At 55.3% G+C, this 22943-nt stretch carries 18 protein-coding genes; 4 read left to right on the top strand and 14 right to left on the bottom strand.

Annotated elements, in window-relative coordinates:
- The first annotated feature begins 20 nt into the window (after positions 1 to 20).
- Positions 21 to 857, top strand: coding sequence for an AraC family transcriptional regulator (locus DL346_RS02520; protein ID WP_112880505.1), 837 nt, complete (start codon positions 21 to 23; stop codon positions 855 to 857).
- A gap of 59 nt (positions 858 to 916) precedes the next feature.
- On the opposite strand, the gene DL346_RS02515 is transcribed toward DL346_RS02520, so the two are convergent.
- The 3 genes from DL346_RS02515 to DL346_RS02505 all read right to left on the bottom strand — a co-directional run bounded on the left by DL346_RS02515 (position 917) and on the right by DL346_RS02505 (position 3820).
- Positions 917 to 2452 (bottom strand): DEAD/DEAH box helicase, encoded by a 1536-nt coding sequence (locus DL346_RS02515; RefSeq protein WP_240633002.1) that lies wholly within the window; start codon positions 2450 to 2452, stop codon positions 917 to 919.
- 23 nt (positions 2453 to 2475) lie between these two features.
- Positions 2476 to 3255 (bottom strand): SDR family NAD(P)-dependent oxidoreductase, encoded by a 780-nt coding sequence (locus DL346_RS02510; protein WP_112880503.1) that lies wholly within the window; start codon positions 3253 to 3255, stop codon positions 2476 to 2478.
- A 103-nt stretch (positions 3256 to 3358) separates the two neighbouring features.
- Entirely contained in the window at positions 3359 to 3820 is a 462-nt protein-coding gene (locus DL346_RS02505; RefSeq protein WP_112880502.1) for a chemotaxis protein CheX, read from the bottom strand.
- A 153-nt stretch (positions 3821 to 3973) separates the two neighbouring features.
- Here DL346_RS02505 and DL346_RS02500 point away from each other — a divergent pair, with 153 nt between their 5' ends.
- Positions 3974 to 4987, top strand: coding sequence for a zinc dependent phospholipase C family protein (locus DL346_RS02500; RefSeq protein WP_112880501.1), 1014 nt, complete (start codon positions 3974 to 3976; stop codon positions 4985 to 4987).
- Here the strand turns inward: DL346_RS02500 and DL346_RS02495 are convergent.
- Positions 4982 to 5989 carry an HRDC domain-containing protein gene (locus DL346_RS02495; RefSeq protein WP_112880500.1) on the bottom strand — a complete coding sequence of 336 codons (1008 nt, stop codon included), beginning with the start codon at positions 5987 to 5989 and terminating at the stop codon, positions 4982 to 4984. The genes DL346_RS02500 and DL346_RS02495 overlap by 6 nt on opposite strands.
- Positions 5990 to 6236: 247 nt before the next feature.
- Here DL346_RS02495 and DL346_RS02490 point away from each other — a divergent pair, with 247 nt between their 5' ends.
- Both DL346_RS02490 and DL346_RS02485 read left to right on the top strand, forming a co-directional pair.
- On the top strand, positions 6237 to 6533 hold the full coding sequence (locus DL346_RS02490; RefSeq protein WP_206098464.1) for a DUF3055 domain-containing protein: 297 nt from the start codon (positions 6237 to 6239) through the stop codon (positions 6531 to 6533).
- Positions 6534 to 6585: 52 nt separating this feature from the next.
- Complete coding sequence (locus DL346_RS02485) at positions 6586 to 6846, top strand: hypothetical protein (protein ID WP_112880499.1); 261 nt, start codon at positions 6586 to 6588, stop codon at positions 6844 to 6846.
- Between the two features lie 79 nt (positions 6847 to 6925).
- Here the strand turns inward: DL346_RS02485 and DL346_RS02480 are convergent, their stop codons facing one another.
- The 10 genes from DL346_RS02480 to DL346_RS02435 form a co-directional block, all read right to left on the bottom strand.
- On the bottom strand, positions 6926 to 9403 hold the full coding sequence (locus tag DL346_RS02480) for a glycoside hydrolase family 38 N-terminal domain-containing protein (protein WP_112880498.1): 2478 nt from the start codon (positions 9401 to 9403) through the stop codon (positions 6926 to 6928).
- Between the two features lie 162 nt (positions 9404 to 9565).
- Positions 9566 to 11410: a glycoside hydrolase family 127 protein gene (locus tag DL346_RS02475; RefSeq protein WP_112880497.1), complete on the bottom strand. Its 1845-nt coding sequence runs from the start codon at positions 11408 to 11410 to the stop codon at positions 9566 to 9568.
- 67 nt (positions 11411 to 11477) lie between these two features.
- Positions 11478 to 12344 (bottom strand): carbohydrate ABC transporter permease, encoded by an 867-nt coding sequence (locus tag DL346_RS02470; protein WP_112880496.1) that lies wholly within the window; start codon positions 12342 to 12344, stop codon positions 11478 to 11480.
- Between the two features lie 21 nt (positions 12345 to 12365).
- Complete coding sequence (locus DL346_RS02465; protein ID WP_112880495.1) at positions 12366 to 13325, bottom strand: carbohydrate ABC transporter permease; 960 nt, start codon at positions 13323 to 13325, stop codon at positions 12366 to 12368.
- A gap of 84 nt (positions 13326 to 13409) precedes the next feature.
- Positions 13410 to 14792: an ABC transporter substrate-binding protein gene (locus DL346_RS02460; RefSeq protein ID WP_112880494.1), complete on the bottom strand. Its 1383-nt coding sequence runs from the start codon at positions 14790 to 14792 to the stop codon at positions 13410 to 13412.
- 34 nt (positions 14793 to 14826) lie between these two features.
- Complete coding sequence (locus DL346_RS02455; protein WP_165822344.1) at positions 14827 to 16818, bottom strand: right-handed parallel beta-helix repeat-containing protein; 1992 nt, start codon at positions 16816 to 16818, stop codon at positions 14827 to 14829.
- Between the two features lie 58 nt (positions 16819 to 16876).
- Positions 16877 to 17887: a LacI family DNA-binding transcriptional regulator gene (locus DL346_RS02450; protein WP_112880492.1), complete on the bottom strand. Its 1011-nt coding sequence runs from the start codon at positions 17885 to 17887 to the stop codon at positions 16877 to 16879.
- A gap of 168 nt (positions 17888 to 18055) precedes the next feature.
- Positions 18056 to 19138, bottom strand: a complete 1083-nt coding sequence (locus DL346_RS02445; RefSeq protein ID WP_112880491.1) for a Gfo/Idh/MocA family protein — start codon at positions 19136 to 19138, stop codon at positions 18056 to 18058.
- A 3-nt stretch (positions 19139 to 19141) separates the two neighbouring features.
- Positions 19142 to 21850: a glycoside hydrolase family 2 protein gene (locus DL346_RS02440; RefSeq protein WP_112880490.1), complete on the bottom strand. Its 2709-nt coding sequence runs from the start codon at positions 21848 to 21850 to the stop codon at positions 19142 to 19144.
- A gap of 152 nt (positions 21851 to 22002) precedes the next feature.
- On the bottom strand, positions 22003 to 22911 hold the full coding sequence (locus DL346_RS02435) for a 5'-3' exonuclease (protein WP_112880489.1): 909 nt from the start codon (positions 22909 to 22911) through the stop codon (positions 22003 to 22005).
- Positions 22912 to 22943: the final 32 nt, after the last annotated feature.

The raw sequence follows: 22943 nt of genomic DNA, 5'->3' as shown, positions 1-22943 counted from the left end.
ATGAATTGGAGGGATGCAGCATGGCGGCCGACAACCAGCTCCGCTTGGGCGTAGAAGCGCTGATCAAACAGGTCGACCAGAATTGGCGGCATATCCGCATTCATACCTGCGGGTTTTGGGAAAACCTTGGCTGGGATGGTCCGGGACGATTCTTCGAGCTCAATTACTTGGCAGGAGGAAGCCAGGCAGTCGTCCAAGACGGACGAGCCGTCCAGCTGAAGCAGGGCGATCTGTTCGCCGTGCAGGACACGCTGCGCAATAGTTCTTGCGCAGATGGTCAATTCCGCCTGTACTATGTCGGCTTCTACTCGGATCAAGTCGAGCTGAATGCGGCCTTTCGCAACCTATTCGCTAAGTTGAAGCTGGATACGCAACCGATATCGCTGCAAGGCTTGCAGCAGGATTATGCCGCCATGATGGCCGATCTCAATTTGGGCCGGCACGATTCGGCGCTCGTGAAGCAGCATTTTCTGCACCTGCTTGTACGGATTTATCACGGCATCGCCCAATCCGCGCAAAGCCCTTACCACAAGCTCATTCAGTCGGTCATGCACGACCTTCACGAGCAGTGGCATGCAGGCGAGCGGCAGCTGCTTAGCGAGATCGCGGCACGATATTCGCTCAACGAGCGCTACCTCAATCGGCTGTTCAAGCAAGAAACCGGCGTCACCATCGGGATCTATATGAACACGATTCGGCTGGAGCATGCCAAACGGCTGCTCGAAACGACCTCGATGCCGATCACGGCCATCGCTCATGCCGCCCGCTTTTACGATGGCGCTCATTTCAGCCGAACGTTCAAAGACAAGGAAGGCATATCGCCGCAGGACTACCGGTCCATTCATCGGAATGGCTGAACAATGGCCCATGAAAAAAGACCAAGAGCGTGAGCGGCTCTCGGTCTTTTTTCAGTCAGCTACTTCTGGTCGCCTTCGCGCTTCGCTTTGAGCCATTTTGGCGCACCTTTATTCTTCCGTTCGCGCTCTTGCTCCTTCTTCGACTTCGTCGGCTTCACCTGCTGCTTCGCTGCCGCGGGCCGCCGCTCGGACGCAGCGCTTCGGCTTTCGAAGCTCGCTTCCGCGGTCCTGCCGCGAACAGCAGCCGGTCGCGATTCGCCATGGCTGCTTGCCTCAGTCCTCGACGGACGGGCACCAAACGCTGCGCTTGCGCCATTGCCGCCATCAGCGCGCTCGCCGCCGATCCTGCCTTCTCCATTCGCGCCTCTTTGCGCTCTTGTTATCTCCCCGCCTCGCGCAGAGGCTCCATTGCCGCGTCTAGGCGCCGCCTCGCGCCCATAGTCCCGGCTCTTCTGCTCATCGCCGGGATTCCACAGCTTGCCGGCGTACATCGTTTTCTCTTGCAAATCGATGCCAAGCTGCTTGCGGAATTTATCCATAATAAACAGCTGATTTCGCGTCACGATCGATATGACCGTTCCCGGCTTGCCCATACGGCCTGTCCGGCCGGAACGGTGCACGTAATGATCCGCGTCCAGGGCAGGATCAAGATGAACCACGAGCGGCAAGTCCGCGATATCGAGCCCGCGAGCCGCAACATCCGTTGCCAGCAGCAGCTGGAGACGCCCGTCGCGGAAACGGGCAAGCGTCGATGCGCGGCGCTGTTTGTCCGCATCTCCGTACAGCGTCTCAACGCTGAAGCCCTCGTAGCTGAGCTTCGCTTCATAGTTCGCAATATCATCCGTATCGTTGATGAACAGCAGCGCCGACGCCGGCTTCAGCATCCGAATCAGCTTTCGCGCCGTATCCGCCTTATCCCGCCGGTCGCACACGACGAAAAAGTGCTTCACCTGCTTGCCTGCTTCCTGATCCGCCGTCGCGTCCACCCGCTGCGGATCGCGCATCCACCGCGATTCCACCTCGATCATCGCCTGCGGCCTAGTCGCTGAGAAGAAAGCGATCTGCCGATCCCGTACCATGCCGCGCAGCAGCGTCTCCACCTCGACCGTAGAGCCGAGATTGAACACTTGATCCGCTTCGTCAATCACAACAAGCCGGATATGATGAAGCTTCAGCTTGCCGGCTTTCACAAGCTCATGGATGCGGCCCGGCGTGCCGATGACCACATGCGGATGCTGGCGCAGCTTTTCAACCTGGCGCTGCATCGACGCGCCGCCGATCAGCTGCTGCGCCTTCACTTCAAGCGGTTCGCCATAGATTTCGGCCACCCGGAAGATTTGCATCGCCAGCTCCTGCGTCGGCGCGAGTACCATGACCTGCACGTCCTGCTTAGACACATCTACGCGTTGAAGCGCCGGCAGCATGTAGGCCAGCGTCTTCCCTGTTCCGGTTTGCGATTTCGCGGACACGTCATGCCCTGCCAGCAGGACCGGTATCGTTGCCGACTGTACCGGCGTCGGCCTTTCAATATGATTGGAAATCAATGTTTCGATCAGCTGCGGCTGCAGCTGCAAGCTATCCCATGTCACGTTCATCAAACTCCTCGTATGCTCGCTTCCTATTTCCGATTCAACCAGCGGCCTGCGATCCGGTCGGCCAAACGCGGAAACAAGCCATATATCCGTATGCCAATGGAGGCCGAGCGCGGCAAATCCACCTCCGGCTTTCGCCGTTTCATCACGTTCACAATCGTTTCCGCCACGCGGGCCGGCTTCAGCATGTAGCCGCGCACCCTATTGGCATATTGCCCCCCAGGGTCTGCCGTATGCAGAAAAGGCGTATCGATCGGCCCTGGATTGATCGCCGTCACATAAATATTCATTGCCGCGAACTCGGACCGCATCGCGTTCGTCAATCCGAGCACGGCATGCTTGGTCGCCGCGTAACCCGACGATTTCGACGTGCTAAGCTTTCCGGCCATCGAAGCGACGTTAATAATATGGCCGCCGCCTTGCTTTTGCATATAAGGCAGCACGGCTTTGGTGCATCGAATGATGCCCATATAGTTCGTATCCATCATCGCCTGAAACCGCTCGATCGGCGCATCGGCGAACAGCTCGAACACCCCGTAGCCCGCGTTATTCAGCAAAATATCGATTCGGCCGTATTCGGCTGCGATCTGCTGCACGACCCTGGTAACTTCATCCGTATCCGTAACGTCCATCCGGTAACAGCCATGCCTGCCGCTGATGCGCGAAGCAGCCTCTTGAAGCTTATCCAGCCTTCTCCCCGTCAGAATCGGGACAGCCCCTTCGGCAGCAAGCAGCTTAACGGTTTCTGCCCCGATCCCGGTAGCCGCTCCGGTAATAAGAACGATTTTCCCATGCAACACCGTCATCACCTGACTTTCAGTTTACTTCAACAGGTACAAATAGGCAAAACAGATCCCTCTCCAATGGCCCCAAACACGAAAAAAAGCTCCACTGGGAGCTCGAATCGTGTTACGATGCAATTAGAACCTGTATGTCCAGCTCTCCGATTCCGTCCATAATAAGCGGAATGGTAAGCGCCTTCGAAGCCGAAATTCCGGCTGCCTGCTCAGAGAGCACAAGCTTAGGAGGCGTTATGTCGACGCTCACGCCCTGATTAAACAGCATCGTGCTGGCATTGCCGCTGATCATGTTGCCGAGCTCCGAGATTGCGCTCTTTCCCATCTCGTCCATTTCAGCAATCGCGTAGCCGCCCATCATTGCGGACACCATTTTGAGCGCGACCTCTTCGCTTAAGCCGAATACGATATCACCGTTCATTTGACCGTTAATGCCGATTTGAATCCAAATATGATCATTGGCAAACTTGATTTCCTTGACGCCTAGCTGACCTGTCGAAGGCTTGATCTGGATCACTTGTTCGATGACGATCACAGCGGATTCTAGGAAGGGATTAATATATTCAGCCTTCATCTTGAGGTAGCGCCCCTTTTCGACTTGATTCGATGACATTCATGTTTACCTAAGATTATACAAGAATTGTTAGTTCAAGTATACTACTCAATGAGGGCATTCATTTTAAGTTTTGTAGAAAAGCGTCGAACTAAAGTCCCTGGGAGGATTACTGTGCCGAACGTATGGACCCATCTTCTATTCGGGCAGAAATGCCTGCAAGCGCTTGGAGAACAGCATTTAATCGAATCCCCGCATCGGAAAACGATGTTTAATATGGGCTGCCAAGGCCCGGATTTTCTTTTTTATCACCGCTTCCTGCCCTGGCAGAAGAGTCGGACGCTGACCCGGCTCGGAAGCGAAATGCACCGGCTCCACTGCGGCCCTGTCCTTCTGGATCTGCTCGATTCATTGGATAATTTGACGGCGAGAACGGATAAATCGGCAAGGGAGGATGCGCTCGTCTACACGCTCGGCTTCGTGCTTCATCACGTGCTGGACCGCGTTATGCATCCGTATGTGTTCAGCCGCTCCGGCAACCGCAAGTGGGACCATCAGCGCTTCGAGATCCTTATGGATACGCTCATAGTCCAAAAGCTGCTGGGCATCGAGACATGGAAGACGGAAGTTTGGCGCGAAATCAACAACAAAGGCGAGCTGCCCGCCTCCGTCGTGGATGCTTTCGAGCAGATCGCCGCCGTTCATTATCCGAAGCTTGCGCCTATAATTCGCCGCGAGCATTGGACCGCCGCAATGCGCGACATGATCGCGGCGCAGCGGCTGTTCTATGATCCGACCGGGCTTAGACGCATAGTGACATTCGGCAAAATCGAGCCGCTCGTCTATAAGCGCGAGCTGCCCGGCCTTGATGTCTTGAACGAGTCTCGCAAGCCGTGGCTCGACCCGGTCGACGGTCAAACGCTGCATCACGAAAGCGTATGGGACCTATGGGACAAAGCCATGTCCGAAGCAATAGATATCATTAGCGCCATACTGGTCTGGCTTAGGGAGAAAGAGCCGCTTGAGCCGATTCTCGACGTCGGAAGCGAGATCCCATCCAAGCACCAGCTCCGCGAAGCGGTCGCCCGGCTGATCGGCAACCGCTCCTACGAAACGGGGCTCCCTTGCGAGAGCGGAGCAAGCATTCAATTCGAGGACCCTATTTGGACGCAAACACAGATGCTATGAAACATGGTTTATATTCATACGGCGGTAACGGAGCCGTATCAGCCTGAGCCGATCGTACATCAGATCGAGAGATTTCCCTTTCTCTTGCATGGCTTCATCTCCGTACGCCCGGCGGAGCACCGGCTTCAGGTAGCGGTCCCCGACAGCGAGCAGCGCGTCCCAAACGAGCTGCTGCTCCGACTCCGGCATCGACTCCAGCTCCTTCTCGATAAGAGGCTCCATATCATACCCTTCCGTCTCCAGCTGCTCGATGCGTTCAATAAGATCTCTCCGGGGCAGATTGCTTTGAGCGAGCAGCTCTTCAAACGATTTCCCTTCGGCGATCGCGGATAACAGCTTCCGCTTCTCCTGTTGGCGGTCCATCTGCGATTTAAACTTGTTCTCCTTCTGCTTATAGATCCACTTCATGTAGGCCTTTGGGTCCAGTGCGCTTGACACCCAATCCAGCGGAAAGCCCCGTTCACGATCAAAGGAACTCGTAATGGCAAGCACTTCTTCCGCATAGGCGGCCTGCTTCGTCTCGCCCCATCCCGGAATTTGCAGCAGCTCCTCCGGCTTATGCGGCACATAGGTGCTTAACAGGCACAGCATCCGGTTCGATGCGATTAGATAGGCGGATTTCTTCATTTCCGCCGCCTTGGAGCGGCGCCATTCGCGCAGCGCCTCGAACAAGACGGACTCCGCGTTCATTTCGCCATAGTATTGAATCATCGAATACTGGCTGCCTTGACCTTCGTGACTCCGGCGCTCCTCCAGCATTCCGTCAATAATCGGCTGGAAGCCTTCCCCCATCTGTACGGCAATGCCGTGGCGGAAAGCCATCATCATTTCCTCCCACGAGCTGCCTTCAAACCAAACCGATTGACTGTCCTGCTTCTCTCCGAGCGACTCCGTCCAAATGATCGACCAGAGCCCGTTCTGCTCACATATGGACAGCTGCGCTTGCTCCGTCCGGCTGTCTTGACCCGACTTCTCAAACGTGTTCAAAAATACGACCTGCATGCAGGCCCACCTCCATCCTGTAATGTATCAAGCTCCGAAGCAACAAAAAAAGCACCTCCAACGCCAATTATCATGGCGAAAGAGGTGCTTCCTCGCGTGCATCGATTTGATTGCTCACATCATAGCACAGACGCGATATGGATGGCAATAGTCAATTTACCATTTCATTCCTGGCGGCAGGAGGCCATATTGCTCCGCTGAGGAAATGAATGCTATGATAGATCGAGAGATGAAGGAGGAACTCGAAATGCAGCTGCCTGATTACGATTTTATGTCCGATACGACGGAACAGACGACAACCCGTTTCGTTACGTTTATAACGCCGAACCTGAAGCGGTTCGATTTGGCGATTATGACCACCAGCCGTTTTTACGGCAAGAAGCTCATTACGGATTTGCAGACAGGCCGCACGGCCATAATCGGACAAGACGATTTGGACGAAGAGGGCTTCTTGGAATTCACCTACAAGCTGACGGAGGAAGAAGCGGCCGACCTTAAACAATTTTTAGAATTTGTGGTGGGAACGGTGCATTTTACCGACTGACCCCGGGCACACTGTAACGGTAAACCAATAGCTGCCCGCAGGAGGTATCTGCATGTCTATGAATGAAAATCGACGTCCCTATACGGATGTGAAGTCTGTCGAATCTCAGCGCAATGATCTCGCCGCAGAGGAATTTCCCGATGGTCCGTATGGTTCCGGGCTGTTATCCGAATCGCTTGGCAAAAGCAAACCATGGCGCATAGACCAGCGGTCGCCGAATGCTTACGGGTACGAGAACCGTGAGCTGCATGAAGGCATGTACCGCGATTATCCCGGTGAAGACGATTTTCCGGATGCGATCGATGAGCCTTAATAAATAGAGGCCAACCAAAAATAGTGGTGCGAGTACAGTCTCGCACCACTATTTTTTATCGCTTCGCACAAGGCCAAAACTATTCATCCTCTTCCATCAGCGGCGCCTCTGCAATCGTCCGGCTGCCGACCGACACGCGGAAGGTCTTCACCTCGAATGGCGTTAGCGATACAGCACGAGAGATGCCGAGAAGCGGAATCTCCAATTCGGTCTCGCGCGGGCTTCCGGTCGGCTCGAAGAGACGCACCACGTAATCGTCGCCGCGTTCCATCTGCTTTAAGGCGCCGAGTTGAACGACGTGATCCTTTAGCAGCACCAACGGCTTTACCGGCTCCCCGCGGCCGGACGGAAAAAAGGACAGCGCATACGGCGCTTCATTGCGCTGCACCGCTTCGCGGTCTATCGTGTCCAGACGGTCTGCAGCGGCGCCTCCGTTCAGCCAAAACGTAAATTCCCGTTCGCCTTGATCGATCCTCGGCGAGAAACGATCCTGCACAATTAGCGGGCGATCCATGATCGGATGCGTCGTATAGCCAGGGCTGCGCAGCAGCGTCGGCCGAATCGCGCCGTCTCTGAAGTCCGATCCATAGGTACCGTTATTGATCAAGGTCAGCGCCGCGTTCGCCGATGCGGATCGGGCAGCGGTCCATTTCTGCGCGACTGCTTCCTGTCCCGAGGCGTCGAGCTGCTGGATGCCGTACATCGTTTGGCCCATGTATTCTCCATCTATAAATGTCGTCGGTATCGATAGTTTTACCATTTTGTCCTTCTCGTTCCAGAAAACGCGCGCATGCACTTCAAGCTCGCTGCCCTGCTTCGGCAGCTTGTATGTCAGCACGAGCTTCGAATGCTGATAGGCAAGTACCGCCTCCACGACTGTCCGTACGGCGCCGTCTTCAATGATGCGCACGGATGGGAGCAGCGCATGGCGCAAACCGGAGAAATCGGAGCCCGCTCCCCGGTCCTTCAGCTGGAAGGAGCCGATATCCGGCTCGAAGCGGCTCGTATCCATACGCCATGGGTCTTCGTTATCGGCGACGACGATCGGCTGGAATGCTCTCTCTTTCACGAACGAAACCCCGTCCACGCGGTACAAGTCGAGCAGCCCAGTTGAGATATTGATTACCGCCTCCATGCGTCCGTTCGAGAAGCGGATCATGCCGTCCTCCGCTTGCAGCTCGGGCTGAGGCTTGGCAGGCAGCATTTCGATGCGGCAGTCGAACCGGTTCATCGAGGAAGGCGCCAGCTCCGCTTGGAATACGACGCGTTTGCGCCAGTCGAGATTAATGTTACTGTGCTCCTTCTCCGGCTGAGACGGAATGCGGATGCCGTCCCTGTAGACGACGGGCATCGAGAACTCGTCCTTCCAGTTCTGGTCGGCCAGCATGAACTCGCAGGCGAAGACCCCTGAAACCGGGAACGGATGCGGGTTGTAGATGAGGATCGGATATTCGCCGTCAGCCGCCTTGCGCTGCCCGCCTGCAAGCGCGAAGAAGGCGCGCGCCTTCAGCCTGGACACCGTTTCAAGCCCGTGTCCAAGCAAGCGAAGCGACGCATCCTCCGCAGGCTGAACGGACGAGCCCGGCAATATATCATGAAACTGCGCCATGAGCAAATCTTGCTCCGCCTGCCGGAGTTCATCCCTCGGATACGCAAGCTTGCCTGCAATGGCTGCGGCGGAGAGCATTTTTTCCGTCATATACAGCTCGTTCTCCAGCAGCCGATGCTTCTGTTTGATGCGAATGATGGACGTATAACAGCCGACAAAGCGCGGGTTCAAGTCTTTCGCATGTCCCGGCAGCTCTGAAGAACGGGGAGCAAGCTCTGCGAAATAGCTTTCCGGGCTTGAATGCACGATTTGAACATCGCTCCGCTCCGCCATCAGCTTCCCGATTTCATCCAGATCCATCCTGGAAGGGCCGCCCCCGTGATTGCCTACGCCCCATAATAGGAGGCCGAGCGGCTTTCCATCATGCCTGCTAAGCCAGCTCTCGATCGATTTGCGAGCCTGCCCCATCAGCGTATTGTATGAATAGGTCTGGTGAGCCATCACCTCGGAGCCGTCAAAGCCGATCCACCGGAACTCGCGATCCGGTCCGGCCGTATGATCATCAGGCCGCATGAAAAGGTAAGAGTCGTAGCCGGCTTTGCTTATCAACTGAACTAAACCGCGGGAATGGCCGAAGGAATCGAAATTGATCGCCGTGGTCGGCCTTGCGCCAAACTTCTCCTTGAAATAGACTCTGCCATGCAGCATTTGCCTCACGATGGATTCCCCTGAGGGCATGTTGCAGTCCGGCTGCAAATACCAGCCGCCCATAATATGCCACTTGCCGAGGCGAACCAGCTCCTGAATCTCCTCGAACAGCTCAGGCTCATACTCCTCGATCCACCGATACAGAATCACTTCATTGTGGTTAAACACATACCCGTCATATTCCCTGCAAAATTCCGCTGCAGCCCGAAACGTTGATACGGCCGCCGCAGCGCCTTCCTCCCACTCCCACTGCCATACCGGATCCAAATGCGCATTGCTTAGCAAGTGCAGCTTAGCCATCCGACCATCCTCCCAGCCTATCGACTAGAATAGCAACGAAATGTTTGTTAGAAACATTCATTGTTCCTTTTAAACTAACATTACTCCATACCTGTTCGTTTGTATAGTAAAAAAAGCAATCCGCTCGGGGGAACCACCCCAAGCAGGATTGCTTTAGTCAAGCTATGAACGATAGAGCTTCGTTTCGTTTCTCTTCTCCGGCAGCCATACCTTCATCTTCCCGGCATCCCGGTTATCCCACGCATAATACGGAATCGCCTTGAACGGCTGCTCGCCGCCCGGCTCCTCTCCGAATACGCTTATCACGCCCTGCAAAATATCAGGCTCATAGACCGTACGGAATCGGGTCGCAGAGTTTACGCTCAGTCCGTCATAGCTCGCCGCGTTATCGGTCTCTTCCAAGCAATAGACTAACGGCCCGCGCTGCAGCGCAACCTTCCCGGCATTCGCCAGCACTAGAGGATGCGAATAGACGCGCTCCACCTGCATCGTCAGCTCAAGCGTAATTTCGTCGCCCGGCTTCCATGCACGCTGCAAGCGAACATAGCCCTTGACGGTTTCGACATCAGCGATTTCCATATCGCCTACCGACAACCGATAGGACATACACCATGAAGGAATGCGCAGCTGAATGCCGAATTCTCCGGCTTCGCCCTCTTCCACGCGAAGCGTAATCCGGCCGTCCCACGGATATTCCGTCACTTGCCGCAGCACGATCTCGCCGGCTTGCAATCGAAGGCGGCCTGTTCCATCCACGTACTGGTTCACCACAATGTCATTGCCTCTGGTCGCATAAACATAGTTGCCGATGGACGGAATGAAACGGGCGATCTGCGTCGGGCAGCAGGAGCAGTTGTACCAAGGCACGCGGTGATGAGTACCGTCCGATTCCAGCGGATTGACGTAGAAGAACTTGTCGCCGGACAAAGATACGCCGGCAATCGAACCGTTAAACATTGCACGCTCGACGATGTCCGCGTACTTCGAATCGCCGTGAAGCAGATTCATCCGGTGATTCCATAGCACCATGCCGACGGATGCGCACGTTTCGCAATAAGCGCTGTCGTTCGGCAAATCGTAATCTTCGGTAAAGCCTTCGTTATGGCGCGATGGCCCGATACCGCCTGTTATGTACATGTTTCGGTCGACAACGTTGGACCATACGCGATCGAGCGCGTCGATGTAGCCTTGATCGCCGCTAAGCATCGCGGCGTCCGTCATTCCTGCATACATATACATCGCGCGGACAGCATGACCGGTCACGCCGCAAATGTCCCGCACAGGAACGTCATCCTGCGAATAGGCCGCTCCCCAATCCGAGCGGTCCCAGCTGTAGCCTACGCCGTGGCCGTGACCGCGCTCCTCAAGCAGCCAATAAGCCAGCTTCCAGTAGCGCTCTTCACCTGTTTCGACGTACAGCTTTACGAGCGCCACCTCGATTTCTTGATGGCCCGGCACCCAGTGGCGCTTGCCTGGCCCGAACAACGAATCGATATGATCGGCCACGCGGATGGCCGCATCGAGAAACAACCTTTTTCCGGTCGCCTGTTTATACGCAATCGCGGCTTCAATCATATGGCCGGCGCAGTATTCTTCATGCTTGTTCATGTCGGTCCATTTCTTATCCGGCTCGGCCAGCGTGAAGTAGGTTTGCAGATACCCGTCCTCCTGCTGTGCCGCCGCGATCAGCTCAATGATCCGGTCGGCTTGGGCTTCCATCTCTTCGTCAGGTTCGATCAGCAAAGAATAGGCGATCCCTTCCAGCACTTTATAGACATCGGAATCATTGTAGAAGATTCCTTCGAAGCCGCCCTCCTGTAGCCCGCCGGCCTTGGCGAAATTCGAAATTCTGCCCGTGGCCTCGCACTGCGCGAGGCATGCCGCGATCGTCGACTTCTGCGTCGCTTTGATCCGATTGCTCCAGAAACGATCCTCGATGGAAACGTTCGTGAACGGTACTGCCGTCAATGTCTGGTAGGGCAGCACTAACTCTTTCATTAATGTCATGCCGGTTACGACTCCTTCGATTCAAGTTTGTAGGTGATGGAGAGCGATCGGTTCAGCCGGCTATCGGTTAGCCTTTCATCCCCGTAAGTGAAATCCCTTGTACAAAGTAACGCTGCGTAAACAAGAACACGAGCAGTACAGGGAAAATAACGAGCAGCGACGCGCCCATTTGAAGCGGCCAGTTCGTCGTATACTGGTTGCGGAAGACGGACAGGCCGACCTCCAGCGTACGCATCTCTACCGTATTTGTTACGAGCATCGGCCATAGGAAGTCCGTCCAGACCCCCATGAACGTAAACACCGACAAGGTGGCGATTGCCGGCTGCGACAGCGGCAGAATGATGTTCCAGTAAATCCGGAATTCGCTGCAGCCGTCAATCCTCGCCGCATCCTCGGTTTCCTTCGGCAGGCTGTGGAAAAACTGCTTCAGCAGGAAGATACCGTAGGCACTGCTCAGAAACGGAATGATTTGCGCCGCGTAGCTATCTAGCCAGTGGAACTTATAGATCATGATGTACGTCGGGATCGTCGTGACCTGCGAAGGAATCATCATCGTCGCCAGGAACAGGACGAAGATGGCGTTGCTGCCTTTAAACGGAAGCCTTGCGAAGGCGTATGCCGCCAGTGAACAGAACAGCACCTGCCCGATTACGACGCTCATCGTTACGAATAGCGTGTTATATAGAAACCGCATGAAAGGCGCTGCTTTGAAGATGCTTACATAATTCTCGAACAGCCAGCTGCTTGGTATGAACTGCGGCGGAAACTCGAATACGGAATACTCCGGCTTCAGAGACGTCGAGATCATCCACAGAAACGGTACAAGCATCGAAAGGCTGACAATCCCCAGTACGCCGTATGTGAAGATGTCCGCAAGCAGCTGCCCCGGCTTCGCGGTCTTGCTGTGATTTGCCGTGCCAGTCATCGTTGCCATCGTTTTCTCCTCCCTCCCGGCTTAATGCTCGTAATTGAATTTCTTCATAAACTTCACTTGAATGATCGTGATGACGAAAATAATCAAGAACAGCAACCAGGATTGCGCCGAAGCATAGCCCATGTTGAACACCCGGAAGGCTTGCTCGTAAATGTGATAGACGACGACGTCCGTCGAGCCTACAGGACCGCCTTCGGTTAGCATATAAATGACCGTAAACGCTTGGAACGAACCGATAATCGTCGTTACCGTAAGGAAGAACACCGTCGGCATGAGCAGCGGAAGCGTAACGGACCAGAAAATCCGCCATTTGTTCGCTCCGTCAATGCGGGCCGCTTCATAGAGATGCTCCGGAATGCCCTGGAGACCGGCCAAGAAAATAATCATTTGATAGCCGATTCCTTTCCAAACGGTAACGATGATGACGGCGAACATCGCCCACTTGGGATCCATCAGCCATTTAGGGCCTTCAATGCCTGCAAATCCTAGCAAATAATTGAGCAGCCCGAACTCCGGCTGTAATATCCATTGCCATACCATCGCGATTGCGACCGTAGAGGACACAACCGGAAGGAAGAAGAATGCGCGAAACCAATATACGCCGCGCAATTTGCGGTTGAGCACAATCGCAACGAGCAGGGAGACCGCAATTCCCGTCGGAACGCTCCCGAAGACAAAATAAAACGTATTGACCATGGCACGCCAGAAGTCGGTATCATGATACATTTTGATATAGTTCTTCAATCCGACGAACGGCTTCGCCGGCTTCAGAATGCTCCACTTATGGAAGCTTAGATAGAGAGAGAATAAAATCGGAATTAACGTAAAGACGGCAAGATGAATCAATGCGGGCAAAATGAACAAATAACCGATGGGCTTATCGTCGCCTACCGCATGACCTCTCAGTTTCTTCCAAAAGCTTGGCTTAGCCAGCTTCGTAGACGGCACAGACGGCACGTACGATTGGGAGGTTGATTCCACCGCTGTTTCCTCCTTCTTAGTCGCCTAACAGAAATCGGGGGAGCGGAAGTGGCTCCGGGTCCCCCGATCTGCGCAGCTTACAAGTTATTCGTCTTTAATGATGGCGTCGATCTTCGGTACGGCAGCATCCATCGCTTCTTTTACAGTGATGCCGTTCACGACGACCTGCTCAAGCGCTTTATCGATTTGCGTTTCGATTTCAGCCCATTTCGGATGGATCGAGCCCCATGGCTGACGCGCATACTGCACTTCGTTTACGAAAACTTGCTCAATCGGCTTGTCTTTGGAATATTCCTCTTGAACGGATTTCACGGCCGACAGTTCCAGACCGGATTCTACGCGTCCCTTCTGGCCTTCAACCGATTCGGACATGAATTTCGCAAGCTTGTAGGCCGCTTCCTGATGCTTCGTCGACGATGCAACGCCCCAGCCCGCTTCGTACATAACGGAAACGCGCTCTTTGTTGCGTGGAAGACCTACAACACCCAGCTTGCTGATATCGAATTTGCCGGATTCCACCGTATCGTTAATGCCGAGAAGCGTCCAGTGGCCGGAAACTTGCATGCCGACTTTGCCGGATTGGAACCACAGATCGCCAAGCGCTTTCTTTACCGACGGTGTCGGGGAAATTTGCTGCTTTACAAGATCCGTGTACATTTGCCAAGCTTCGACCGTTGCCGGGCTGTTCAAGTATCCTTCTGCCGTCGTGCCTTCCTTATCGAGGACGTCGGAGCTGTTCTGCCATACGAACGGTACGGATTTGTAGAAGTAAGGGTCGGCGGACATGCCGTAGATATCCGTCTTGCCGTCGCCGTCCTCATCCTTCGTCAGCTTCTTAGCCGTATCGAGAAAGTCCTGCCAAGTCCAGTTGTCCTGTGGATAAGGGACGCCTGCATTATCGAATACTTGTTTGTTGTAGTACACGACCATCGGCGTGAAGCCACGCGGGAACTCATACAGCTTATCGCCGCGGACGCCGATATTGTAGACGTTCTCGTACCATACGTCTTTATTGAATTCAGGATCGGTTTTCGTAAATGGAGCCAGGTCAAGCAATGCATTATTGTCGATAAATTGCGGCAGTAATACAGAGTCAATCAGGAATACGTCCGGCGCATTGCCGGCCGCGATGCCAGCAAGCAGCTTCTGCGTCGCGTCATCGCCGGGAATCGGTTCATATTTGACAGTGATGTTCGGATTTTTTGCCATGAATGCGTCAATAGCAGCTTGTTCGGCTTTCGCTTCTTCTACAGCCGCGCCGGAAGAGACGCGCAGCTCGATTTTCTCTTGCGAATCCGAGTTCGTTGAAGCTGCGTTCGAATCCGTTGCCGCTGAGTTCGAATCCGTTGCCGTCGCATTCGAGCTGGCGGAATTTGCGTTCTCTGCATTATTGCCGCCGCCGCAGCCTGCAAGCAGTGTTGTAGCCCCTACTACCGATGCCAACATATAACCTTTCCACTTCTCCATTTACTTTCACTCCCCTTGTAATATGTCGTTCTCTTTATACAAACACGATCTCGTCGAGCAGAACGGTAAAGTCTCCTCCGCGAGATGCGATCTGTATCTCTAGTCGTGTCAGCCCAATCTGATCGGGCTGGCCAGCAGCGCTGCTCGCCCATCCGGCTTCCTCGCATGCAAGCGGGATACGGATATGCGACCAGCCGGTTCTGGCTTCGGATGCGATCTGAGTCCATTCGAACAGCGGACGGGAAGCCACCCATTGCAAGTAGCGATTCTCATCCTGCTTCAGCCGGATTGTCAGCGCGGAAGCCGGGAACCCGCCCCAGGTTTCATGGGAGAATTTCATCCAAAAGCTGAGTTCGCCGCCAGATCGCGATAAAGCTTGCGCAGCTGCCTCTGCCGGAATCGGCGCCTGCAGCTTTACGAGGGATGACGAAGCTTCGAGCTGCAGGGCCGGCCCTTGGCCGATTGAAATCCGCTCATTCAAGGCGAGAACCGCCGAATGCTTCGGAACCGCGGTAACCAGCTCCGCTTCGCTCAAATCAATGCGGTGCTTCACGTGTTCATCCGCATGCAGCACGTTCAGGTCGATCCAAGCCAAGTCCGCCGTGCCGCTCGCGCTGATAACGGTCAAGCCTACACGGTAAAAGCCCGGCTTCTCGTAGATGTGCTCGACTGTCGCGGATCGGCTAAACGTGCCATCTCCCAGATCCCACAGATATGTCAGCCCGTTTCCTCCGGATGCGTCCCGGCTCGAGGTGGCGTCGAACTGAACGGCGCAGCCTGTGCGCGGCCGTTCTGTGAGCAGCGCAGCTTTGGCGATCGGCGGATCGCCTTCCGCATCGTCGCAAACGATTACGTCCGATACGTTCATATCTTGGTAGATGTCGCCGATTCCGTTGCCGGCCATGCGGTTGCCGGTAAGATACATCTGCTTCGCGTGCTTCATGTAAACGCCGTACGTGGCGTTGTCCGTAATTTCATTTTGCTCGATGATCCAGTGGTTGGCCTCATAGCCTTCCTTGTATCCGATGGCAAGGCCTACGCTTTTGTTATGGTGAATCCGGTTGCGGCGCATTGTGAAGTGGCTGCTGGAGCCGTTGACGACCGCGATGCCCGCATTGCCGAATTTCTCCGGCGCGTTCGCGATGCGAAGCCCGTTATAAGCGGCTTCGTTCTCGATCAGTACCGCGTGGCAGGAGCCGCCGAGCCAGAAGCCGTAGCTGGAGTGGTTACCCGTATTTCGAATGAACGCATTGCCCGGATCCCATACTTCCCATGCATTGTTATGAGCGTAGGATGCGTCGTTGCCTTCGAAATAGTTGCCGGTACTGACGAAGCCGTTCAAGGAACGGATAAATACCCCGTCACCGCCGTATGTAAAGTCGTTTCGGAGAATCCGGTTGTTGTTGGAGCCGCTTTCAATCAGGACCGAGGTTGAATCTCTCGCGTGCACCTCGCCCGGGGCGATCCGTATCCCGTAGTTCATCACGTTGTCTTCGATTTCATTGTTCGATGAATTCCACAATTTCAGGCAGACATTCGTACAGTGAGAGAACATATTGCCGGAAATCTTGTTACGGTCCGAGTATTTCAGCTCCAGGCCGTTCCAAACGCGGTTGCCTGTATTGCCGGCAATCGTGCTGTCCGTCACCCGCTCCAAGATCAAGGCGCCTACCGAGTCTCCGTCACCCCAGCCGTAGTCCGGATCGGTGTAATTGTCCGACAGGTCGTTGTTCTCGATCAGCCAGCCGGCGCCGTTCGCGATGTTCATTCCGGTCTTGAACCCGTGCAGCTGCAAGCCTTTGACCGTCACGCGGTCATACCCATTGGCATAGAGCCCGATCCCGTCATACGAGTGGATATTGCCGATCTTGCCGCGTCCGCGAATGACCGCTCCGCTGCCTTCGATCGTGATGCCGCTTGCGGCAACAATGATGCCTTTGCTCGTTGGAAAGCTATATTCGCCCGGCTCGAACACAACGTCTTCGGTAATGATCATGCCGGGATATGGCTGAACTACTTTCGTCATATCGTGACCTGCGCCCCCGTTTCTGGTTTGGTGTAACATTAATCCTTACAATCAACCTTTAGCCCTGCAAAGGTGCCGTCGTTTCTCGCTCGATAACGTTTCCTCTTACCAGCAGCCTCGTGGATTTTCCGTCCGGCACATGGCCGGTCGTAATCATCTCGCACAGCACCTGTCCCGCCATTTGCCCGACCTCGAACATCGGAAGCTGAATGGTCGTCAGACGTGGCCGTACGTATTTGGCGATCGTCCGGTCGTCATAGCCCATGACCGATACATCCTCGGGCACGCGCAGTCCGCACTCTCTTGCGGCATCGATGACGCCAACGGCCATCATGTCGTTCGCTGCGAATACCGCGGTAGGCGGATCCTCGGAGCGGAAGAGCTCAAGCGCGAGACGGTAGCCGCTGTCCTCGAACCAATCGCCGTGCTTGACGTACTCCGAATGGAAGGGGATATTATTTTTCTTCAGCGCATCTATGTAACCGTTCAGCCTGCGGATACTGGAGTACCAGTCCTCCGGGCCGTTGATGTAAGCAATCTTGTGGTGGTTCAGCTTGATCAAATAGTCCGTCGCGTCGTATCCTCCGGCAAAATCGTCCGTGCAGACGATGCTGACAGGCTCTTCAGCGCTGCTAAAACGGTTGATCAGCACGAACGGCAGCTTTGTCGAGGGCACCTCGGCAAGCGAATCGAGCGTCGAGTCGGCTAGAATCACGCCGTCCATCTGCATATCGGCAAAATAATCGATCGCGGATTGCTCGTTATCGAGATCATGATGCACGTTCCGGACGAGCATGCTGAATCCATTGTCGCGCAGCGCTTGCTCAACGCCCTTGGCTATCATGCCGCTCAATTCGTCGGATACGTCATCCGTGATCAGGCCGATCATCGAGGATGACTTCTGCCTGAAATTGCGTGCCAGCAAATTAGGCCGGTAGCCCATCTCATCCGCGATCCGCTGAATGCGTTCGCGCGAGCTGCGGCTGATCTTGTCATTGTCGGCGAGCGCGCGCGAAACGGTAGCCGCGGACATTCCCGCCGCTTTGGCGATATCGTATATGCTTACCACAGGTGTCCACCTCCAGTGCGGTATTATTCCAAATCTTTGCAATCGATTGCAAAAATGCGCATCGTCATTTGCAAACGGTTTCAATCTCGGTTAGTTGTCATTGTAATCGATTGCACGATTACACGTCAACAGGTTTTTGCAATCGATTGCAACTAAAAAACATCAGGGCTAACGTACTTCCACCCGAACAGGACATCCCTCGCGGATGGACTTGCGGATCGCTTCCAGCGTGGCAATCGTTTTAAAGCCGTCCTCCGCATCCGGCATCGCAGGAACGCCTTGGTGCAGGCAACGCGCGAAATGCTCCGTGTAATTGACGAACTCGCCGGCATGGTGATTGACGCCTTCGAATTGGAAATAGTGATAAATATCCTCGAAGTAGTGCTCGGTTCGTTCCTTCTCGCCCTCGTACTTGATCTGTGCCTCCAGCTGAGGGTATTTGCCGATGAAGGTCCCCTTCGTGCCGTACAGCGCAACCTCGATCCAAGGCCGAGTCTGATGCAGATGCTCCAAGCCGTACAGCCCCAGCACGCGTCCGATTTTGCCGTTCGCGAATTTTAAATTCACGACGAACGTGTCATTCCCGTCAAATCCGCTGGCGTCCGCAATGTCCGACCGGCTGGCATATGCCGACACCTCCTCGACATCGCCCATGTACCAGCGGATCAAATCGACCGGATGGGAGCAGCATGCGAACAGCAGGTCGAAGCCGCCCTCGCGAGCCCATGTCCGCTCATTGTAAAACCACCGCATATCGTGCACGTATTGCGTTTCCGCAAAGCTCAGCGTGCCGAGTTTCCCCGTTTCGTACGCTTCTCGCTGATGCTGCATCGGTCCGAAGAACCGCGAGCTCTGCCCCACCATCAATTGGCGCTGCGGGTTTGCCCGAACGTATGCGAGCACTTCCCTCGCTTCGTCCAGCGTGCTGACGAGCGGCTTCGTGCAGAGCACGTGCTTGCCCGCTTCGAACGACTGGCGAATATGAGTGAAATGCAATTGATCCGGCGTGTAGATGGCGACGATATCAATGTCCTCGCGAGCCAGCATATCGGCCAGATTGCCATAGTAATACGGAACGCCGTACTGCCGTGCGATCGATTCCGCCAACTGCTCGTTCGCGTCGCATACCGCGACGACCTTCAGCTCCGGATGGCCGGCCAGCCCTTTTACCAATCCTTTGCCTTCACCAAGACCGACAATGCCGATTCCGTATTCGCGGCCGATTGCCGTAAAACGTCCGTGCCCTTCCATGGGTCATGCCCTCCTTAGCAGATAGTCCAGTATGCAATCGAGCAAATACTTCGCGGCCGGATTCCTCTCGAGACCTTGAGGCTGGCTGCCAAGTCCGCCTTCGAAGCGAAGCGTAGTGGCGATGCGGATGCCTTCGCCGATCCGTTCCTCGATCATGTAGCGGTCAAGCTCGAAAATCCTTGCGTCCAGCCGATCCATCACCGGCATATGCTCGCCAAGCTTGCCGCGGTCCAATACCAAATCGGTTGCCAAGCCGAATAGCAGCATCGACGTATGGTCCCGGTGCGGAAACGCGTTCATGATCGCGTGCTGATGGAACAGCTGCAGCGATTCCCGCCAGAACGGCGCGCGTTTGACAGCGAGCGGACCGTATCCGCGCTCGATATACAGCGCCTTGCCTCCCGCCTCGACGAAGCGGTTCATTTGCTCCGTCCATCTGGATGTCAGCAGAACTTTGATGCCCTCATTGCTGCCGCTTTCCGACCAATTGCGGATGCCGGATTGCAGGCTTGCCCAGCCATGGAACAGTCCGTTCGCTTCATCGACCGCGATGGCCGCGATCTCCGGCTCCTGGCGTTCCGCCCTTGGCAGCACCCAGATCGGCCACTCGTTAACTGCGATGGTGCCGTTCTCCGTAACCAGCTCGGCATGCAGGACAACTTGCAGCGGCGAGCTTGTTTCAGGCAGCTTCCATTCCGCAACGGCAATCTCCTTGAAGGCGCCGACTTGCAGCATATCGACCGTGCGTTCGCCATCGTATGCCGCGCAGCCATCGATTCGCCAGCTCCAGCGCAGCGTCGCTGCCGCGATTGGCTCCGCGCCATAATGCGATACCGCCAAGTGCGGCCGGATCGTTTCGCCAGGGCCATAATTGTTCGGATCCCATGTGACTAGGCGGTCACCGCCGTTGATCCAGTTTCTGCGCGCATCCCATGTTACCGTAATCATGGTCGCGCCATTGATTTGCCGGAAGCGCGCCGGCGGCTGCTTCCACTCGCCGAAATCATCGAATACGGCGCTCGATGCCAGACCGGAATCTTGGATCGACGTCAGCGTGTAGCCGTTGATGTGCGGATAGGCGCGAACCTGCTCGAGCACCGATTTGCGATACACATACGCGCTTTCGCGTGCGTTTGCGGTCAACTCCTCCTCCGTGAACGGCAGAGGCAGCATAGCCAATTTCTCATCCTGGCGGTGATACTGCCAACGAACGTCCCGCGCAACCGGGTTGACCGTCGGATCCGATTTCAACCACCAAGGCCGTTCCCCTTTCCGCTTCAGCAGCTGGCCGAGCGGTCTGAACTCGTCGTAGTCGCAAAACTCCCCGAACACCCACGGCTTCTTCTCTCGCCACGGCGAAGCAAACCTGCTTAACAGATCCGGGTAGAAATGGACATCGGTGTAGAAGTGGTAGTCGTAGAAATCGGCGTACTCCTTCAGCAATCCGCCATAGCATTCGCCCGATCCGCTGTTGTCGCGGATGATGGCGCCGTCCGTCAGTCTCTTCGCCTGCTCGTATAGGTCCTTCAGAAATTCGGCGTCTGCCTCATGGTTTAGCTCGCAGCCGAGCGTCCATACGCCGATGGAGGTGAAGCTGCGAATCTCTTTGATGATGGCCTCATACTGCGAGAATGCCCGGGCCTTAAACTCCTCGTTGACCTCCGGCAGCCACATCGGCAGCTCCTGCCAAATCACGAAACCGAGCTCGTCGGCCAGCTCGAAATAATCGCGCACCGGCACGTACAAGCAGTGCTTCACCATGTTGAAGCCGCCGTCCTTCAGACGGTTCAATTCGGCACGGATGGCTTCGCGATCCGGAATCGGCGCGACGAGATCGCCATACCAGCCCCAATGCAAAATGCCCCTCAGATGAATCGGATCTCCATTCAGCAGCAGCCGCTCGCCCTCGATCGACCAATGCTTCATCCCGAAGCGATGCTCATAGCTATCCACCGTTTGTCCATCAAATTTGAGCGCCAGCTTGAGCGTGTACAACGCCGGGCTTTCCGGTGACCAGATCGAGATATGTTCTCCGGCAGCGATCTCGAGGGTTGGGTCGGCTTGGTTATGTACGGGAAACTCGGCCTCGGCAGCGAGTGAACCGTCAGGTGCATACAGCAACGCCCCGATTATCCAAGCGCCTTCAGCCGTTTCGCCTTCCAGCCTGCAGTTGACTCTCACGGCTCTCAGATCAGGCGTTGTCTTAACGAATACGTCCGCAAGCTCTCCCTCCGGGACGACACCGATATGAACCGGCTTCCAGATGCCGCCGAAAATGACGCCTACATCCGGCAAAAATCCGGCGAGGCATTGCCGCAGCGGAAACTTCTCCCCTTGCTTGTGCACGCGAAGCACCAGCTCATTCGTACCGCCGGCGTTTAGCGCTTGACCCGGCTCGATGCGAAAGCCGCTCCAGCCGCCTTCATGCTCGCCGATCCGTTTGCCATTCAGCCAGATTTCGCAGAAGTAGTTCACGCCTTCGAAATCAATAGCGGTTCTGCTGGCATGCCAGTCCGCGGGAGCCGCAAACGACAGCCTGTACCAAACAGCCCCGTCTGACAGTTTGTTATCCGTCAGCACATCCCAGCAGCCGGGCACCTGCGCGTCCTGCCACTCACCGGCCGCAAGCGCCTCGCTTGGATCATCAAAGCGATGGTCAAAATCAAACAACTGCTTCCAGTTTTCCGTCAATCTGTGTGCCTTCTGCAGCATGCGATGTTCATCCTTTCTGTTTTCAATAGCATTGTTAGCGGTTACAAAAAACACATCGCTAGACTAGCACGCCTGATTTTTGTCTGTCAACAATAAAAAGCCGCCGCGAGCTCGTGGTTCCGGCTCTCGGCGGCTTGCAAATACGGATTGAATTATACCGAAAATACATCCTCATTCACGCTAGGGTGACCATCCAACACCTTCACTAGTCCGCCGAATTCCAGCTCTTCGAACTTGTTCTTCGCCGTCTCCAGCTGAATGCGCCAGGCGCAGCCGGTCAACTCGCAGCGAACGGGAGCATTGAGCCGGATCGTCGCCAAATCCCGCGACAAATGCAGCATGTCCAGATCGGCCTCGATTTTGCCGCGAACGCCTTTCGGCAGCTTGTCGAGATTGAGCAGCACGCCTTCGATCGATTGGTACTCGAGAATCAGCTTCAGCGCCGTTTTCTCGCCGATGCCTTTGACACCCGGGTAGTTGTCGCTCGTATCGCCCATGAAGCCCTTCAGGTCGATGACCTGGCTCGGCGTCAGCTGCTTCTCCTCGTACAATGTCGCCAAATCGTAGACCGCATAATTCAGCTTGCCTTTCTTCATGATGACGACCTTGACCGTTTCGCTCACCAACTGCAGCATATCATGGTCGCCGGTCAGGATAAAGACCTCCGCTTCGCCGCGCAAATGGGTCGCCAGCGTGCCGATGCAGTCATCTGCCTCAAATCCGATAACGCCGATGTTCTGAATGCCCATTGCCTCAACGACGTCTTTAACCAGATCGAACTGCGGTATGAGCTCCTCGGGAGCGTCGCCGCGATTTCCTTTATAGTCCGCGAATTGCTCCGTGCGGAACGTCTTGCTTCCCATATCCCAGCAGCAAATAACGTGAGTGGGCTTGAACGTGTTAATCGCATCGAAAAAATATTGAATAAAGCCATAGACTGCGTTTGTCGGCAATCCGGCGCTTGTTTTGCGGATATAGCCTGTATAGGACGTAGCATAGAACGCCCTAAATAAGAGCGCCATGCCGTCCACCAGCAGCACTTTCCGGTTTGATTCCTGCATCCCCAGATCTCTCCCTATTCTAGTTACTCGTA

This window comes from Paenibacillus montanisoli (assembly GCF_003268025.1).
In the GTDB taxonomy this organism is placed as follows: domain Bacteria; phylum Bacillota; class Bacilli; order Paenibacillales; family Paenibacillaceae; genus Paenibacillus_Z; species Paenibacillus_Z montanisoli.
This window is presented reverse-complemented; position numbering and strand designations above follow the sequence as displayed.

Bases quoted from the DNA above. Each gene is read 5' to 3' on its own strand.
- DL346_RS02440 (WP_112880490.1), bottom strand. From the start codon at position 21,850: ATGCTGCAGAAGGCACACAGATTGACGGAAAACTGGAAGCAGTTGTTT.
- DL346_RS02475 (WP_112880497.1), bottom strand. From the start codon at position 11,410: ATGACATTAATGAAAGAGTTAGTGCTGCCCTACCAGACATTGACGGCA.
- DL346_RS02485 (WP_112880499.1), top strand. From the start codon at position 6,586: ATGTCTATGAATGAAAATCGACGTCCCTATACGGATGTGAAGTCTGTC.
- DL346_RS02510 (WP_112880503.1), bottom strand. From the start codon at position 3,255: ATGACGGTGTTGCATGGGAAAATCGTTCTTATTACCGGAGCGGCTACC.
- DL346_RS02495 (WP_112880500.1), bottom strand. From the start codon at position 5,989: ATGCAGGTCGTATTTTTGAACACGTTTGAGAAGTCGGGTCAAGACAGC.
- DL346_RS02470 (WP_112880496.1), bottom strand. From the start codon at position 12,344: ATGGCAACGATGACTGGCACGGCAAATCACAGCAAGACCGCGAAGCCG.
- DL346_RS02460 (WP_112880494.1), bottom strand. From the start codon at position 14,792: ATGGAGAAGTGGAAAGGTTATATGTTGGCATCGGTAGTAGGGGCTACA.
- DL346_RS02515 (WP_240633002.1), bottom strand. From the start codon at position 2,452: ATGAACGTGACATGGGATAGCTTGCAGCTGCAGCCGCAGCTGATCGAA.
- DL346_RS02480 (WP_112880498.1), bottom strand. From the start codon at position 9,403: ATGGCTAAGCTGCACTTGCTAAGCAATGCGCATTTGGATCCGGTATGG.
- DL346_RS02455 (WP_165822344.1), bottom strand. From the start codon at position 16,818: ATGACGAAAGTAGTTCAGCCATATCCCGGCATGATCATTACCGAAGAC.
- DL346_RS02445 (WP_112880491.1), bottom strand. From the start codon at position 19,138: ATGGAAGGGCACGGACGTTTTACGGCAATCGGCCGCGAATACGGAATC.
- DL346_RS02520 (WP_112880505.1), top strand. From the start codon at position 21: ATGGCGGCCGACAACCAGCTCCGCTTGGGCGTAGAAGCGCTGATCAAA.
- DL346_RS02490 (WP_206098464.1), top strand. From the start codon at position 6,237: ATGCAGCTGCCTGATTACGATTTTATGTCCGATACGACGGAACAGACG.
- DL346_RS02505 (WP_112880502.1), bottom strand. From the start codon at position 3,820: ATGAAGGCTGAATATATTAATCCCTTCCTAGAATCCGCTGTGATCGTC.
- DL346_RS02435 (WP_112880489.1), bottom strand. From the start codon at position 22,911: ATGCAGGAATCAAACCGGAAAGTGCTGCTGGTGGACGGCATGGCGCTC.